The following is a 12,588-nucleotide window of genomic DNA, read 5'->3' on the forward strand; positions in this document are numbered from 1 at the left end:
CACCGCCGAGGAATGGCTCGACGTCCACAACGAGCACATGGCCGTCGAAGACGCCCACCGCGAGGTCACCGCCGAACACGACCTCACCGACGTTGCCCAGCAGCGCGCCGACGACATCGACACCGTCACCACCGCCGACGATGCCGACGACTCGGCCGAGGTCGACGTGCCCGACATTCGTGAGGTCGCGGCCGACGAGGACCCGGTCGTGGAGTCCGACGAAGTTCGGGTGCCGTCGGCGGACGAGACAGCCGAGTCGGTCGAGCGCGCGCAGCGCGCGTTGAAGGAGATCGCCGCCCGACAAGCGGCCGAGGAACAGCACGCGCACGAGGAAGCTCAGGCGGCGGAGTTGTACCGCCGCAACACCGCAGATGCCGCCGAAGCGGACGAGATGGCAGACGCCGACGACGCGGCGGTGTACGGGGGATGAGCAGGTCAGCCCTGGGAGTGGGCGGGGATGTCGAGCGGCGGAACACCGCTACGGTGCCACGCCCACTCCAGGGTGGCCACGACCGAGTCGAGCCAGCCGGGCCGATTCACGAGGTAACCCGGGATCGGCCGGCGCAGCCACAGCCGTTGAGCGGCCAGGCATTCCGCTTCGATGGTCTCTTCGTGCGCGAGCCCGGTCCGCTCGGTAACGGGAGCGTAGGCGAGGAACGTGCGGCCGGTTTCGAGCCGGACGGTCGCGCAGGCAATCCAGCGGCACACGTCGACAACACCGAGCGCGGCCCAGGTGCGTTCGCGCTCGTACTGGCGTTCGGCGGTGAGCCACAGGCGCGCGAACTCCACGACCGGCACCCGCACATTGCGGCGGGGGATCCGGTCGAAGTCGCGCCCGGTCAGCTCCATGGAATCCATGGTGACACGCGCCCCCGACAGAAACCGTCCACCGACCGGGGCAATCCGCCGACGTTCGGTCGCCGCTACCGATAACCGCCCTCTGCGGGCGGAACAAGGTCCGCGCAAGCGCGGACTGTGCTTTTGAGCTTCGCAGCCCGGCTTAGCACGGCCCCAACCTCACGGTAAAGGGGCGCATTCCAAAAACTTTTCGGACGCGAAAAGCGTGCGCCCAAAAACTTTTTGGCCTGACCCCTTGANNAAGACCAAAGCCGAACTCGACGCCGAAGCACTCGGCATGACCGTTGAGAAACTCCACGAACTCAAAAGCCAGGTCGGAGCCGCAAAAGGACGCGGCAGGCGCCCGGCAGGGACCGCCGGAGCGGACACCAAGCTCGCGACCTGGGGGGACGTGGATGGGCAGTCCGAACTGTTCCCCGTCGAGTCGAACGGTGTCGCGTCATGAGCGCGGGTGTGACGGAAACCGTTGCGGTGAAAGAAGCCCGCACCGACTGGCACGAGACGTGCGGCGGACCCAGTACCGCCGTGCTCACCGAGATCGAAACCGCCCACGTCCACGAGTGGATCACCGACGCCGTCAACGAGATCCGCATGGGCTGCACGCACTGGAGCTTCTACGTCCTCGCCGGTCTGGCCACGTGCCTCGACTGCGGCCACCAGTGGCACGTCTGAGGAGGAGAACCACATGACTACGCCGCGCGTGCTGGTCACCGGCTCCCGCACCTGGACCGACACCACCGTCATCCGTGACGCCCTCGCGAAGATCTGGCAGTGGCGACCGGACACCGTCCTGGTCACCGGGGCCTGCCCGCGCGGCGCCGACCGGCTCGCCGAAGAGTGCTGGACCCACTGGGGCGGACAGATCGAGCAATGGCTCGCCGACTGGGACCGCCACGGCCGCGCCGCCGGATTCCGCCGCAACGAGCACATGGTCGCAGCCGGCGCCGACTACTGCCTCGCCTTCATCCACGACAACTCCCGCGGCGCCACCCACTGCGCACAAGCCGCCCAACGCGCCGGGATCCACACCGTCATCCACCGCAACTGCCACTCCTCGACCACAAAGGACTGAGCATCATGACTGAATCCATGAACCAGGCCGCATTCTTCGCCGCCCTGTCCGTGCACATCAACGCCCACCCGGGCCTCGCTGAACTGGCCAGTGTCTCGAACTCGACGCTTCAGATCTCCGGCGCTGAGGGAGTCCCAGCGGCGATCGCGTGGGCGCACACCCTGAGCGGGGACAACACAGTCACGTTGGGAGCCCATCCACACGGGGACGTCGGGGTCAAGATCACCGGCACGGTGGCCGGTCACCGCGTCACAGTCTTCACGATCGACGACGACCGGCTCCACGAACTACTCCCGCCTGATGTGGGACAGCCCTACTTCCAGCGCAAGTGCACGCTCACCCTGGCCGACCTCGAAGCCCACCTGGACACCGAAGCGTCCGCCGACGAGACCGACGCACCCGTCGTCCAGGCCGACGCCGAACGCACCGACCAGGACGCCCACCTCGCAGGGGAGGAGGCATGAGCCGCACGGCCACGCACCGGCCCGCGAAGCGCCGACGGCATTCCCGCCACGACGACCCGGTCGCGGTCGAGCTGTTCTCCGGGTTCGGGGGCTTGACGCAGGGGATCAAGCTGGCCGGGTTCGAGACGATCATGGCCGCGAACCACAACGAGTTCAAGGTCGAGGTCCACGAGGCGAACCATCCGGAGGCCGAGCACTGGATCGCGGACTTGGTCGATCCGGAGTCGGGGGACTATCACGACGCCCGCGACTTGCCCGCCGGTGACCTCCTCTCGGCCGGGGTGAGCTGCGTCAACCACTCGATCGCCAACACGATCAAGGCATACGAGCAGGGCCTAACGTTGTTCTCGATGACCGATCCGGAGTTCGAGGAGCGGGTGACACGGTCGGAGCGGGACCGGGCGACGGCCAACTGCGTGCTGCACTACGCCGCCGTGCACCACCCCCGGCTGATCCTGGTCGAGTGCACCACCGAGCTGACCTCATGGGGACCGGCGATCCCCGGAAAGCCGAAGGTGGGCGACGGGTCGACGTACCGGTGGTGGCTCAAGCAGTTCGACACGCTTGGCTACGACCACAAGATCATGTACCTGAACAGCATGTTCTTCGGAGTGCCGCAGTCCCGCGACCGCTACTACGCCGCGTTCTGGGACAAGAACCTCCCCGCCCCGGACCTGGAACACCGGCCGGAATCGTGGTGCGCCCGCTGCGACACGACCGTCGAAGCGGTGTGGTCCTGGAAAACCGGTGTCCCGGCCAGCGGGTCCGTGCGGTATGGCAAGCAGTACAACTACCGGTGTCCCCGGTGCCGCGTCGAGGTGTTCCCGCCGATGACGCCGTCGCTGGCCGCGCTCGACCTGACCAACCTCGGTACCCGCATCGGGGACAAGCCACACAGGAAGCAGCGGGACGGGTCGGTCGGGCCGCTCGCCGCGGCGACGATGGCCCGCGCGGAACGCTGCCGCCAGCGCTTCGCCGACTTTCCCGCCGTCCTCATGCCCGCGAAAGCCGTTCACGGTACGGAGAAGCACCTCTGGCAGCCGATGGCGACGCAGACCAGCCAGCAGGAAACCGCGATCCTGTCCACCGGTGCGGTGATCGCCGCGCACCGCCACAACGGCGACGGCCAGCACATCACCCGGCCAATGGACACCGTGACCTCCACCCACGAGAAGGCGATGCTGCTCGCGGTCGCGAACTTCCAGGGCGCCCCGCGCGGTGCGGGTGACCCGTTGCCGACACAGGCCGGGTCGGAGACGCTCGGCATGGTGTCGGCCGGGGTTGTGCCGTTCCGACAGAACACGATCCCCACCGTGCACACCGAGTCCATGCCCACCGTCACCTCCGACCAGATCCCCGGCCTGCTCACCGCCGCCGGGACGATCAAGAACAACGGCGCCATCACCGAAGCCGACTACCGCGCCCACCCCGTCAGCAACCCGCTCGGCACCATCGTGTCGACCGCCGCCAGCCAGGCCGTGTTGTTCTCCGGCTGGCACGGCACCGACGCCGCCACGGCCGCGAACTTGAACGCTGATTGGCGCGCCAAGCTCGTCGACCTCACCCTCGACGACTGCTACTTCCGGATGCTCGGCAAACACGAGATCGGCCGCGGCTGCGGCTTCGACGTGGACTTCCCCGGCTACCAGGGAACGTTCATCGTCTGGGGCACCGCCCGCGCCCAAACCGACGGTTTCGGGAACGCGGTGTCCCCGGCCGTCGGCGCGTGGATCGGCGCCCGGCTGCGCGCGGTTCTCGACACCCCGGAAGCGATCGCCTGACCACCATCACGTCCGAAGTCCACGCAGAAGTCTCCCGTCATCACGACGGGGTCTTCTGCGTTCGAGGTGTTGCGTAAGGTTTCCCGAGGCGGAGTCCGGCCGTGAACGTCGACGATGGTCAAGCAGCCGAACCTGGCCGGAAGGTCGAAGAGTGGTCAGCGCGGTGTTGTAACGCTTGCGCTTCCCCGGCGACTCCACGACGTGCGCCCGACGCAGGCGAACGTTTCGGCGCAAGCATCTGCTGATTTGTCGACCACTAGTGCGAATTGGGAACTTTAATCAGCGGAGATGCGTTCTTCCGCACCTGCATACGCACGTGCAGATGCGCGTGAACTTTTGTGTTCTGCGTCACACTGTCCGGTGACCGAACGCGCCGGTTGCTCAAAGTTACGCTACGTAGCGTTATTGCAGTACTCAACTACTACGCGGTAGCTTTGGGCTTTTCCGCTATGCGAAAAGTCGCCTGCCGGGTAAACCGGTCACCGTCTGTGCAGGTCTGAGCTGTGACAACGGTGACATGCGGGATGAAAGTGACGGCCCTTTCTCGGCCGCTTGGCGGCTTACCGTGCCTCGTGCGTCCTCGACCGATGTGACACCTACTCGCGTGGCGGCACCCACACTGTGTCGCACTGAGCCTGTACGCTCCTGAGCGGATCTCATCAATTGGGTTTCTTAGCTCTTCCTGGCCTCGAGGCAGCTTTAGTGCCGCGGCATGAACCTTCCTCGTGTTCATGGCAGAAAGGGCTAGGCCCGATGGATGAACCGCATGGCTCTTCGGTCGACTCGCCTGACGGCGAAGTGCCGGAGAGTAGAAGTCGCGACTGGTTAGTAACGATCCTTCGCGTCACTCAGGGAGCCGCTACAGCTGCGGAGATCTGGGGCGAGGCCTCTAACAAAGAGGCCCTGACGTGGATCGCCAGGGCCTCGCGGATGTCGCTCAACTTAGTTGTCGGCTGGAGGTTGCGAGCCCTGCGCCGACGCCGCTAAGTGGTGGTAGCGACTGAATGAGGAAGTCCGTCGGCGCACAGCCAGTGTGTCCGGCGGATTTCTCATGTTCGACTTCGATCCGCTATCGGTATCGTAGCTCGACTGATCAACTTGTGCGCAACAAGCGGACAAGCTCGTATCGTTGGCTGCTCACCCGTTGTCGCTTGTGGTTCGGCGCAATCATGGGGTACGGATTGCAGGTAGCGCCTGTGACCTGTAACACAGTTGTGTAAGCGTGACCAAGTGCGAGGAGTAGCTGTCGCAGATCAGAGAGTAAATCCGGTATGTCGCAACGCTTGTCCTGGAGAAGTTTCCTGCTGGTAAAGCAAGCGATTGCCATCTCTCGTGGCAGACTGTGGCGATCTTCATCCGATAGTGGTCACGCCACAGTGGTGCAGACCTTGTCGTGACGGTCAACAAAGTATTGACGTAGAGTGTCAATGAAATGTTGACACAGCGAGTGGGTTGATCATGAAATATAGCCGCGACGACCTGCGGGAGTTAGCTTCTCTGGCTAGCAACCTCGCGCGCCGTGTGGGGGCACGCCGCTTCGTGATGCGGCCGGGCAAGCTGATTCAGCTGCTGAATCAGATCGTCAACTCTCCACGAGTGTCAGGGCCGCCCGTCGGCAAAGATGAGCTAGCTGACGCGCTGAGACTGCTTCCTCTGGCTCAATATCAACTTGAGCAGATCGAACTTCGCCTTCTTAGTGAAGCTCGTGAACAGAAGATGAGCTGGTCTGACATCGCCGAGCACCTGTCATTACGCAGTCGCCAAGCCGCCGAACAGCGTCTTATGAGGCTAAAGACAGCACACGGCACGCCAGACGGCGGAAAAGATGTCGCGCCGGCGCGCGCCCAACGACGTCGGCACAACGAGGTGCTTGAGCTGCTGACTCCTCAACTGCCTTTGTTTCGAAGGCTTGCCAAGCTCCTGCCTGAGGCTTTCGAGGAGCACTTATATGCGACATCGACAGGGCCGATATCCAGGAGCACAGGTGCGACGTGGGATCGGCTCCCGGTTGATGAGCGAGCCAGCCGACGCGACAGGTTGCTGGGCGACGTATCCCCCTCGCTCCGGTTTCTCCGGTTCCTCGCTGCTGAGGAAGAGAACGACCCAGTCAGGTACTTCCGAGTGCTAGGCCAGCTCATCTACCTGCTCGACCGCGCTGGCTATCAGTTCGACGGATTCCCTGCCGATCTTCTTCAGGATGTCAACGCGCTCCGTGAAGTGCTGCTGAAGGTGGGTGCTGGGGTCATCGTTTCGCCCACGTCTTCGACCTGAAGGTAGCCCTGGCAGTCACAGCCCGGCATATCTCCGAAACTGACGAGGTAGTCACCGCGCGGTCAAAGCTCTTGAATCTGTGGGTCCGATGAGCTGCTCAGCGTCGTCTGACTCCAGCGGACGGCGTCTTTGGGATGGCTAGCGACCGAACGTCCGGTCATCCGTCGTCCTGTGTTAGAGAGAAGAGATCTGGCTCTTGACTGCCAGGCTCATGGGCGCCAGGGAAGTACGGCACGTCCACCCAGACGTCGTCGACCTGTGTGCCGATCGGGAAGTCATCCTTGTCGTAGGTCAAGAACACGTCCGCCTCAGCGGACAGTGCGCTGGCAAGATGAATGGCGTCGCAGGTCTTCAGTCCACGCTCCAAGACCAATCGCCGGGCGATGAGCGCTGTATATCGATCGAACTCGATGGGCAACAGCGATGGGCTGTCGAGGAACGACAGCACGCGGGCTTCGACGCCAGGGTCGTAGTTACTCGCCGGCGGCTGTCCGAGAGCTTCGACCAGCAGCAGCGGGGACACGAAGAGCGCGATAGTTCCTGCCTGATTGGCCTGCATGATCCGCTCGACCGAACTCCATCCCTCGCCGCGCGTGAAGTACCGGATGATCGCGGACGAGTCGAGGAACGCTTTCTGGTACGAGCTAGGACGTCCCACGTACCGACTCCAGGTAGGCGCGTACGGAAACACCACCAGTGAAATCGGGGAACTCGCCCGCGGCTTCGCTCAGCAACCTGCCCTGATCAGGCTCCGGCAGGATCTCCAAGGCTGCGAGATCGAGGACCATCGGCCTACCCCTGTAGTCCCTCTGAAGTACTCCACGTGCTTGGACGCGTTTACCCATCGCTTGCTGGACGGACAGTTGCTGCTCAGGGCCGAACTTAACGACGACTCGCTCGCCGCGGCGGTCCGTCCAGATGGCGCATTCCCGCTTCTGGTGCAAGGTCAGGCTCTCCAAGTGACCGATCACGCTGCCGATGCTGGAGCGACGGACACGGAGCGCCTTGAGGTTCTTCGCGGTCTGAGCTGTCAGCACGACTCGTGAAGAGTCGTCATGCACCAGACCGATCTCGGTGCCGGCCGCAGTCGCTGAGCTCAAGGCATCCGACGCTTTGAGTGCTGCATCGACCGCTGCGGCGTTCCAGCCAGAGGGCACCTGGATCGCTGTCTCCGTCACGTGGATGCCACGGACGAGGGCCTGGAACATTGCATCGACCGAGTCAGCGTCAATGCCTGGCGGCATGTCCAGCGCAGCGATCTGCGTCTCGACACTGTTGAGCCTCAGCTTCGAGAAACGCCAGGCAACATGCTGTCCGCCTGCGCGAGGTGGCTGGAGCGCACCTAGCAACGCTAGGAGACTGCGCAGGCCAGCCAGAACCTGCCCAGCATCAATCGAGTCCGGGTCGCCCCGCACGTAGACTGACAGCTCCGGTTCCATGTCCGCCAGCTTCGCATAATTCTCCCTTGCGAACAGCCCCCAATCGATCTACCAGCATCTTTATGGTGGTTGATCAATGGGGTCCACGATGGGTGCGAACCCAAGTCGGAAGGGGCCAGACATGCCAGTCCAGGCGCGTCCTGGGTCAGGTCAAGCAGCGACAGACGCCCCAGATGCCTACGACCAGCACTTTTGCAAGGCGGGGGTCAGGGGTTCGATTCCCCTCAGCTCCACGCGCGACAAAAGGTCTGACCGGAGAATTCCGGTCAGACCTTTTCTGTTACCCGCCATGCCCGGCTGACCGGGACTTGCGCTCAACCACGCTTCAGTTTGCACGCTGGTTCCGGCGGCGCGAAACCAGTGCCCGCCGGACTGGAGGGTCGTGGTGAGGAGAGAAAACGCGGGCTCGGTGCTCGAGGCCGCGTTGACGGAGCGGCGCACGGAAACGTCGGCGAGATCGCTCTGGCCGTCCACAAGGGACTCGCTGTACACGGCACCGCTGGATCGTCGGGCGCTCCGAACGGAGAACCGGCATGACGCCCAGTCGTGGTGAAGGCGCGGTCCTCGCCTTGGCCTGTGCCGGAACGTTCGTGGTCATCCTCGACGCGACCATCGTTTCCGTTGCCCTGCCCGCGATCCGGTTCGGGCTCGGGTTCTCGCCCAGCGCCCTGACCTGGGTGGTGAACGCGTACACGCTCGCGTTCGCCGGTTTCTTGTCGCTCGGCGGCCGGTTGTCCGACGAATTCGGGATACGGCGGATGTTCGTGCTCGGCATGAGCCTGTTCACCGTCGCGCGACTCCGGGCGTGCTGAACACCGTCCGCCAGACCAGCGGCGCGATCGGGCTGGCGGCGTCGACCGCGCTCGCGGCAGCGGTGACGGCGACCTGGCGGTCGGCCACCGGACCGGCGGAAGCCCTGGTCCACGGCTACACGGCCGCGTTCATCGCTTCCGCGGTCTGTCTCGCGGCCGCCGCGATCGTCGCGGCCGTGGCGATGCCGGGTCTCAGCTCGCTGCCTGTACGGGCAGGTCGACCCGGTCGCGGAACCAGGGGCAGTCCTCAAGGCTCCCTTCGCGACGACAGGTGAGGAGTTCGACGAGGTAGTCGTGCGCGGCGTCCAGCCGCGCACGCTCCTGTTCGATCTCGGCGAGCTGACCGACCACGACGTCGCGCCAGCGGTGCTCCTCGGCGAGCAGTTCGGTGAGCTTGGTCAGGCCGAGGCCGCCGATCTGCCGCCAGTGCTTGATCAGGGCGATGCGGTACAGCTGGTCGTCGTCGTAATACCGCCGTCCCGACCGGCGGAAGGCGGTGATCAGGCCGCGGCGTTCCCAGTAGTGCAAGGCCGAAATGGCCAGCCCGAAGTGGTCGGCGGCCTCGCGAACCGGCGTCAAGGCATCCACGTGAGCATTGCACCGCGCCACGATGAGTTAGGCACCCTAAGTTCGAAGTAATCGCTCGTCGAGCTTCGCCAGGTAGTCGCGGCCGAACTCGCCGTTCTCCAAATCGCGCCACAGCACCGGCGGCAGGTCCCGGGCCACCTCGGGTGACCGCGACGCGGCGGCCAGCGCGATGGTCGCGGCGGTGTCGACGTCGCCGGTGAACGCGACACAGGTGTGCAGCATCCGGGCGAGGCCACCGCCGTCGGCGAGCACGGTCAGCGCGGCGCGGACGCTCATCCAGCCCCGCGGCCCGATTTTGCCCGACCAGGGCCGCGCCCAGCCGCCGTGCCCGACGTCCTCGGGAAGCACCCCGTCGATCCACCGCGCGACCTCGGCCAGCGGGCCGAGCCGATGGTGGCAGTAGTGCACGGCGAGCGCCGCCGCCTGGGCCGCGGCGATCCCCGCCGGGGTGTCGTGCGTGATCCTGGCCTGCAGTTTCGCGTGATAGAGAACGTCGTCGACGGTCGGCAGGACCCCGATCGGCCCGGCGCGCATGGCCGCCCCGCTCTTGTCGCTCTGCGGTTGCAGCCGTCGCAGCAGCTCTTCACCGTCCCGGACCTCGCTGAGCAACTGGTGGAAGCGCGGCGCGTAGCCGTCGTGCGGATCGCGGTGGTAGGCGAGGACGAACTGCTCGGCGAGCAGCAATGGTGTCCACCGGCGACCCGAGACGAGCAGTTCGGCGATCGCGATCGTCATCTGCGTGTCGTCGGTGTAGCGGCCGCTCGGGACGCCGGGAGAGCCGGGATGCGGCACGTACCCGGTCAGCGTGTTGTGCTCGGCGACGAAGCTCGGGTACGCGTGTTCGAAGGAGCCTCCGTAAGCGTCACCGATGGCCAGTTCGACCAGCATCCGAACTCCTTCAGGCGGTGAGGCGGGCCGTCTCCGAAGGGAGTTTGCCGTAGGTCTGGCGGTAGAAACCGGAAAACCGGCCGAGATGCGTGAAGCCCCATCGCAGCGCGACGTCGGTGACGGTGCCTTCGGCCCGTCCCTGCGCGATCGCGAGCAGGTCCTGGTGCACGTAGTCGAGCCGGACACGCCGCAGGTATTCCATCGGCGTCAGCCCGAGTTCGGTGCGGAACGCCAGTTGCAGGGCGCGCACGCTGACTCCCGCGACCATCGCCAGCTCACCGATCGACACCGGGTCGGTGGCGTGTTCCTCGCAGTGGATCATCGCGCGGCGGACCGCCGCCGACTTCGGTCGTGGCCGTTCCCCGGCGAGGTCACCGGACAGCGAATGCGGTTGCGTGTCGAGCAGGCCGTGCAGCAGCAGCTTCTCGAAATGCGCGGCGGCCAGCGGTGACCGGTCGAACAGGCCGGAGGCCGCGGTCTCGCTGAAGGTGTGGAGCAGGGTGATCCACTGGCCCATGCCCGAAGTCTCGACGACCGCCGGATCGAAGTGCAGGGTCGACGTCGGGGTCTCGCCGAGCCGTTCGCGCATCGCGTCCGCCACCAGTCGCTTGCCGACCCGGAGCAGCAGGATGTCGGGGTGCTCGAATCTGGTCCGGAACCGGGTCTCCGGTCCGGTCACCACGTGGCGCGACGGCACGATCTCCTGGCCGAGGGTGATCTGGTTGCGGCCGTTCATGGTCACGATCACGGTGTAGGCGTCGGGGGTCTCCTCACCCTCCAGGACGACGTCGGAGTCCAGCGTCAGTTCGTAGACCGAGAGGCCGTTCGGGTCGATTCCGGGAGTGCGAAGGCCGCTGAGCTGCGAAATGTCGAAGAATCCGGTGGGTGCCGGGGTGTGCAGCTTGACCGTGTCCGGCGCGAGGAACGCCTGGAAGGTGTGCTCGAGCTCGTCGAAGTCGTCGCCGGTGATCACCGTCGACGCGATCGGAGAGCCTTCCGCGAACCGCTTGCGCACCTGTTGATTATCCAGAAATCGGCCATTCGGGGCACCGAAGAACAAAGTGGATCATGCTACAGGCTCATGGCGTCGCGAACGGTCGATCTCGAGAACCGAGCGGGATCAGGCCCCCGCCTCGTTGATCAGGATGTCGACGGCCTTGTCGTTGCGGGCCGTCTGCTCCGGGATCACCGAAGCGGGTGGGTAGAAGCCGTCGATTCCGCCGTCCTTCGGGTACATCTCGAAGGTGTAGCTGAGGATCTTGTGCTTGCCCCACGCCCAGTCGTTGACGTCGCCGTCGGTGACGTACAGATCGCTGGCCTGCTCCGGCGTGTAGCCGTTGGTTGCGGCCATCTTCTTGCCGACGTCGGCGAACCGCCGCGCTTCGGCCTCTGTCATCCCCTGCTCGGTCTCGTTCTTCGTGTAGCCGAAGGGCCAGAGCACCAGTTCCGAGAAGGTGTGGAAGTCGATGTGCGTCTTGATCTGCTGCGCGCCGCCGACCACCCGCGAGTTCACGAAGTCCGCGACAGCCTTGGTTTCGGACTCGGAGAACGCCGACGGACCGTGGTAGTCCTCGGCGGACGGGCTGTCGCTCGACCCGCCGCAGCAGTTCCACTTGTAGTCCCAGTTGCGGTTCGGGTCGGTGCCGACGGCGCTGCTGCCCGGCACCGGCTTCCGCGTCTTGCGCCAGCCCTGGTACTCGCCGCCGGAAATGTCGTACTCGGAACCGTCCGGGTTGACGTTCGGGATCACGTGGATCTCGTGCTCGTCCACCATCTTCCTGATGGCGGGGTCGCTCGCGTATCCGCTGGTAAGCCGCTGCACGATCCGCAGGCACATCTCGGTGGTGAGGTGTTCGCGCGCGTGCTGGTTGCAGGTGAACAGGACCTCGGGCTCGTTTTCGTCCGTGCCCGCGTTGTCGCTGATCTTCAGCAGGTTCAGCGCGCGGCCTTCGTACGACTTGCCGACGCTGGACAGCGTCGCGATGTCGCCGTGGTCCTTCGCGGCCTTCTGCAGATCAGCGGTCGTTTCGGCGTAGGTGTGGTACGCCTCGTCGCCCGGCGGGAAGTCGCCGGCGACCGCCGAGGTGCCCGCTCGGCCACTGCGCTGTTTCAGCATGCTGTCGAAGTCACCGAGCGACTTCAGCGTGAACCCGCCGGCGCGCAGGCTCGCGGCCTGCTCCGGCGTGGCGACGACGGTCAGCGCGCCACCGCGCGAGCCGGCCACGTCGACACCGGTGCGGGCGACGGCGGTGCGCTTGCCGGTGTCGTTCGCGCCCTCCACCGAATAAAGCCCTCTCGCCGGGTCGCCGTTCCGGGCGCTCGCGACGGGCGTCGTGACGGCCAGCAGGGCGAGCCCTGTGGCGGCCAAGGCGCCCCCGATGCGACGGCGTGTGGACATTTCGCCTCCGAACGATC

General features: G+C 65.5%; 13 protein-coding genes and 1 pseudogene. 7 read left to right on the forward strand and 7 right to left on the reverse strand.

The window, feature by feature from the left end; genetic code table 11:
- A pseudogene (locus tag AVL48_RS39495) lies at nucleotides 1–430 on the forward strand (hypothetical protein); the annotation flags it as partial.
- A gap of 5 nt (nucleotides 431–435) precedes the next feature.
- Here AVL48_RS39495 and AVL48_RS09415 read toward each other — a convergent pair.
- Nucleotides 436–849 carry a hypothetical protein gene (locus AVL48_RS09415; protein ID WP_143178236.1) on the reverse strand — a complete coding sequence of 138 codons (414 nt, stop codon included), beginning with the start codon at nucleotides 847–849 and terminating at the stop codon, nucleotides 436–438.
- Nucleotides 850–1,311: 462 nt separating this feature from the next.
- On the opposite strand from AVL48_RS09415, the gene AVL48_RS09425 reads away from it, so the two are divergent.
- The 5 genes from AVL48_RS09425 (at nucleotide 1,312) to AVL48_RS38965 (ending at nucleotide 6,446) form a co-directional block, all read left to right on the forward strand.
- Nucleotides 1,312–1,530: a hypothetical protein gene (locus AVL48_RS09425; protein WP_143105003.1), complete on the forward strand. Its 219-nt coding sequence runs from the start codon at nucleotides 1,312–1,314 to the stop codon at nucleotides 1,528–1,530.
- A gap of 13 nt (nucleotides 1,531–1,543) precedes the next feature.
- Nucleotides 1,544–1,930 (forward strand): SLOG family protein, encoded by a 387-nt coding sequence (locus AVL48_RS09430; protein WP_061980560.1) that lies wholly within the window; start codon nucleotides 1,544–1,546, stop codon nucleotides 1,928–1,930.
- Between the two features lie 5 nt (nucleotides 1,931–1,935).
- A complete protein-coding gene (locus AVL48_RS09435; RefSeq protein ID WP_143105004.1) occupies nucleotides 1,936–2,394 on the forward strand; it encodes a hypothetical protein in 459 nt (152 codons plus the stop codon).
- Nucleotides 2,391–4,175 (forward strand): DNA cytosine methyltransferase, encoded by a 1,785-nt coding sequence (locus tag AVL48_RS09440; RefSeq protein ID WP_061980558.1) that lies wholly within the window; start codon nucleotides 2,391–2,393, stop codon nucleotides 4,173–4,175. The genes AVL48_RS09435 and AVL48_RS09440 overlap by 4 nt, the downstream gene beginning before the upstream one ends.
- Nucleotides 4,176–5,627: 1,452 nt before the next feature.
- Entirely contained in the window at nucleotides 5,628–6,446 is an 819-nt protein-coding gene (locus AVL48_RS38965) for a hypothetical protein (protein ID WP_143178235.1), read from the forward strand.
- 157 nt (nucleotides 6,447–6,603) lie between these two features.
- Here the strand turns inward: AVL48_RS38965 and AVL48_RS09445 are convergent, their stop codons facing one another.
- Both AVL48_RS09445 and AVL48_RS09450 read right to left on the reverse strand, forming a co-directional pair.
- Nucleotides 6,604–7,104 (reverse strand): type II toxin-antitoxin system VapC family toxin, encoded by a 501-nt coding sequence (locus AVL48_RS09445; RefSeq protein ID WP_061980556.1) that lies wholly within the window; start codon nucleotides 7,102–7,104, stop codon nucleotides 6,604–6,606.
- A complete protein-coding gene (locus AVL48_RS09450) occupies nucleotides 7,091–7,885 on the reverse strand; it encodes a hypothetical protein (protein WP_061980555.1) in 795 nt (264 codons plus the stop codon). Before AVL48_RS09450 ends, AVL48_RS09445 begins: the two co-directional genes overlap by 14 nt.
- A gap of 533 nt (nucleotides 7,886–8,418) precedes the next feature.
- Between AVL48_RS09450 and AVL48_RS39990 the strand changes: the two genes are divergently transcribed.
- Nucleotides 8,419–8,697: an MFS transporter gene (locus tag AVL48_RS39990; protein WP_061980553.1), complete on the forward strand. Its 279-nt coding sequence runs from the start codon at nucleotides 8,419–8,421 to the stop codon at nucleotides 8,695–8,697.
- 192 nt (nucleotides 8,698–8,889) lie between these two features.
- On the opposite strand, the gene AVL48_RS09465 is transcribed toward AVL48_RS39990, so the two are convergent.
- The 4 genes from AVL48_RS09465 to AVL48_RS09480 form a co-directional block, all read right to left on the reverse strand.
- The gene (locus tag AVL48_RS09465; protein WP_061980552.1) at nucleotides 8,890–9,285 is read right to left on the reverse strand and encodes a helix-turn-helix domain-containing protein; all 396 of its coding nucleotides are present in this window, start codon (nucleotides 9,283–9,285) and stop codon (nucleotides 8,890–8,892) included.
- A 36-nt stretch (nucleotides 9,286–9,321) separates the two neighbouring features.
- On the reverse strand, nucleotides 9,322–10,173 hold the full coding sequence (locus tag AVL48_RS09470) for an ADP-ribosylglycohydrolase family protein (protein ID WP_061980551.1): 852 nt from the start codon (nucleotides 10,171–10,173) through the stop codon (nucleotides 9,322–9,324).
- 10 nt (nucleotides 10,174–10,183) lie between these two features.
- Nucleotides 10,184–11,188, reverse strand: a complete 1,005-nt coding sequence (locus AVL48_RS09475) for a helix-turn-helix transcriptional regulator (RefSeq protein WP_061980550.1) — start codon at nucleotides 11,186–11,188, stop codon at nucleotides 10,184–10,186.
- A gap of 105 nt (nucleotides 11,189–11,293) precedes the next feature.
- On the reverse strand, nucleotides 11,294–12,571 hold the full coding sequence (locus AVL48_RS09480; protein WP_061980549.1) for a M14 family metallopeptidase: 1,278 nt from the start codon (nucleotides 12,569–12,571) through the stop codon (nucleotides 11,294–11,296).
- Nucleotides 12,572–12,588: the final 17 nt, after the last annotated feature.

It is taken from the genome of Amycolatopsis regifaucium (assembly GCF_001613935.1).
In the GTDB taxonomy this organism is placed as follows: Bacteria; Actinomycetota; Actinomycetes; order Mycobacteriales; family Pseudonocardiaceae; genus Amycolatopsis; species Amycolatopsis regifaucium.

Coding starts and splice junctions, on each gene's coding strand:
- AVL48_RS39990 (WP_061980553.1), top strand. CDS start 8,419: ATGACGCCCAGTCGTGGTGAAGGCGCGGTCCTCGCCTTGGCCTGTGCC.
- AVL48_RS09470 (WP_061980551.1), bottom strand. CDS start 10,173: ATGCTGGTCGAACTGGCCATCGGTGACGCTTACGGAGGCTCCTTCGAA.
- AVL48_RS09480 (WP_061980549.1), bottom strand. CDS start 12,571: ATGTCCACACGCCGTCGCATCGGGGGCGCCTTGGCCGCCACAGGGCTC.
- AVL48_RS09430 (WP_061980560.1), top strand. CDS start 1,544: ATGACTACGCCGCGCGTGCTGGTCACCGGCTCCCGCACCTGGACCGAC.
- AVL48_RS09415 (WP_143178236.1), bottom strand. CDS start 849: ATGGAGCTGACCGGGCGCGACTTCGACCGGATCCCCCGCCGCAATGTG.
- AVL48_RS09435 (WP_143105004.1), top strand. CDS start 1,936: ATGACTGAATCCATGAACCAGGCCGCATTCTTCGCCGCCCTGTCCGTG.
- AVL48_RS09440 (WP_061980558.1), top strand. CDS start 2,391: ATGAGCCGCACGGCCACGCACCGGCCCGCGAAGCGCCGACGGCATTCC.
- AVL48_RS09450 (WP_061980555.1), bottom strand. CDS start 7,885: ATGGAACCGGAGCTGTCAGTCTACGTGCGGGGCGACCCGGACTCGATT.